The 2,370-nt window shown below is 41.7% G+C and carries 2 protein-coding genes; both read left to right on the forward strand.

Going from position 1 to position 2,370, the window contains the following annotated elements:
• Positions 1–46: 46 nt before the first annotated feature.
• A complete protein-coding gene (gene spxR / locus SORDD24_RS07400; RefSeq protein ID WP_061409144.1) occupies positions 47–1,324 on the forward strand; it encodes a CBS-HotDog domain-containing transcription factor SpxR in 1,278 nt (425 codons plus the stop codon).
• Between the two features lie 15 nt (positions 1,325–1,339).
• Positions 1,340–2,200 carry a methionyl aminopeptidase gene (locus tag SORDD24_RS07405; RefSeq protein WP_061409147.1) on the forward strand — a complete coding sequence of 287 codons (861 nt, stop codon included), beginning with the start codon at positions 1,340–1,342 and terminating at the stop codon, positions 2,198–2,200.
• Positions 2,201–2,370: the final 170 nt, after the last annotated feature.

The following is a 2,370-nucleotide window of genomic DNA, read 5'->3' on the forward strand; positions in this document are numbered from 1 at the left end:
AAAATGAGGGACTATCTTGAATTTCGTTACGTAAAAGGAGATTTCAATGAGTAAACACCAGGAAATTTTGTCTTATCTGGAAGAGTTACCAATTGGGAAGAGAGTTAGTGTTCGTAGTATTTCAAATCACCTAGGTGTTAGTGATGGAACAGCCTATCGGGCTATCAAAGAAGCTGAAAATCGGGGAATTGTTGAGACTCGCCCCCGCAGTGGAACCATACGTGTCAAGTCAAAGAAAGTAGCTATCGAACGGCTAACCTATGCAGAAATCGCAGAAGTGACTAGCTCTGAGGTTTTAGCAGGTCAGGAAGGGTTAGAGAGAGAATTTAGTAAATTTTCTATTGGCGCCATGACTGAGCAGAATATCCTCTCTTATCTCCATGATGGAGGCCTTTTGATTGTAGGTGACCGTACTCGTATTCAACTTTTAGCGCTTGAAAATGAAAATGCAGTCCTTGTAACTGGTGGTTTCCATGTCCAAGATGATGTATTGACTCTAGCCAATAAAAAAGGTATCCCTGTTCTGAGAAGTAAGCATGATACCTTTACAGTCGCAACCATGATTAACAAAGCTCTCTCAAATGTTCAGATTAAAACTGACATTTTAACAGTCGAAAAACTCTATCGTCCGAGTCATGAGTATGGCTTTTTGAGAGAAACGGATACAGTCAAAGACTATTTAGATTTGGTACGTAAGAACAGAAGTAGCCGTTTCCCAGTCATTAACCAACACCAAGTGGTTGTCGGAGTTGTTACCATGCGTGACGCGGGAGATAAGTCACCCAGCACAACGATTGACAAGGTGATGACGCGAAGTATCTTCGTAACAGGTTTGGCAACTAATATTGCCAATGTCAGCCAACGAATGATAGCTGAAGACTTTGAGATGGTTCCCGTTGTTCGAAGTAACCAGACTCTACTTGGGGTCGTAACTCGAAGAGATGTCATGGAAAAAATGAGCCGATCTCAAGTATCAGCTTTGCCAACTTTTTCAGAGCAAATCGGGCAAAAACTATCCTATCATCATGATGAAGTCGTCATTACTGTTGAGCCCTTCATGCTGGAGAAAAATGGTGTCCTTGCTAATGGTGTCTTGGCTGAAATCCTCAACCATATGACCCAAGACCTTGTTGTCAATAGCGGGCGAAATCTCATCATTGAACAGATGTTGATTTATTTCTTACAGGCTGTTCAGATTGATGATACTCTTCGTATTCAGGCTCGCATTATTCATCATACTAGGCGCTCAGCTATTATTGATTATGATATTTATCATGGTCATCAGATTGTATCAAAAGCAAATGTTACAGTGAAAATCAATTAGAATCTAGGAGAAAAAATGATAACTTTAAAATCAGCACGTGAAATCGAAGCCATGGACAAGGCTGGTGATTTCCTAGCTAGTATCCATATCGGCTTACGTGATTTGATTAAGCCAGGCGTGAATATGTGGGAAGTAGAAGAGTATGTTCGTCGACGTTGTAAAGAAGAGAATTTCCTTCCTTTACAGATTGGCGTGGATGGTGCAGTCATGGATTACCCCTATGCCACTTGTTGCTCTCTCAACGACGAAGTAGCTCACGCTTTTCCACGTCATTACATCTTGAAAGATGGCGACTTGCTCAAGGTTGACATGGTACTCGGAGGTCCGATTGCCAAATCCGACCTCAATGTGTCAAAACTCAACTTTAATAATGTTGAGCAAATGAAAAAATACACCCAAAGTTATACTGGCGGTTTAGCAGACTCATGTTGGGCTTATGCGGTCGGTACACCGTCTGAAGAAGTGAAAAACCTGATGGACGTGACCAAGGAAGCTATGTACAAAGGGATTGAGCAAGCAGTTGTCGGCAATCGTATCGGTGATATCGGTGCGGCCATTCAAGAATACGCTGAAAGTCGTGGTTATGGTGTAGTGCGTGATTTGGTTGGTCACGGAGTTGGTCCAACTATGCACGAGGAGCCAATGGTCCCTAACTATGGCGTCGCTGGTCGTGGTCTCCGTCTCCGTGAAGGAATGGTGCTGACTATTGAACCCATGATCAATACTGGGGATTGGGAAATTGATACAGATATGAAAACTGGCTGGGCTCATAAAACCATCGATGGCGGCCTGTCTTGCCAATATGAACACCAGTTTGTGATTACAAAAGACGGTCCTGTCATCTTGACAAGTCAAGGTGAAGAAGGAACGTATTAAAACGAAAGGAGCTTAGCTCCTTTTTTATATAAATAGACAAGCATAGCAAAGTTGTCACAAATTTTTTCTTTTGTAGTAAAATAAGATTAGAATTTTGTGAAAGTAGGTAATTCGTTGGAATCTATTATATTTTTAGTATCGGTTTTTTTAGCCGGCATTCTGTCTTTCTT

The sequence above is a fragment of the Streptococcus oralis genome (genome assembly GCF_001579175.1).
Classification (GTDB): Bacteria; Bacillota; Bacilli; order Lactobacillales; family Streptococcaceae; genus Streptococcus; species Streptococcus oralis_O.

Coding starts and splice junctions, on each gene's coding strand:
- spxR (WP_061409144.1), top strand. CDS start 47: ATGAGTAAACACCAGGAAATTTTGTCTTATCTGGAAGAGTTACCAATT.
- SORDD24_RS07405 (WP_061409147.1), top strand. CDS start 1,340: ATGATAACTTTAAAATCAGCACGTGAAATCGAAGCCATGGACAAGGCT.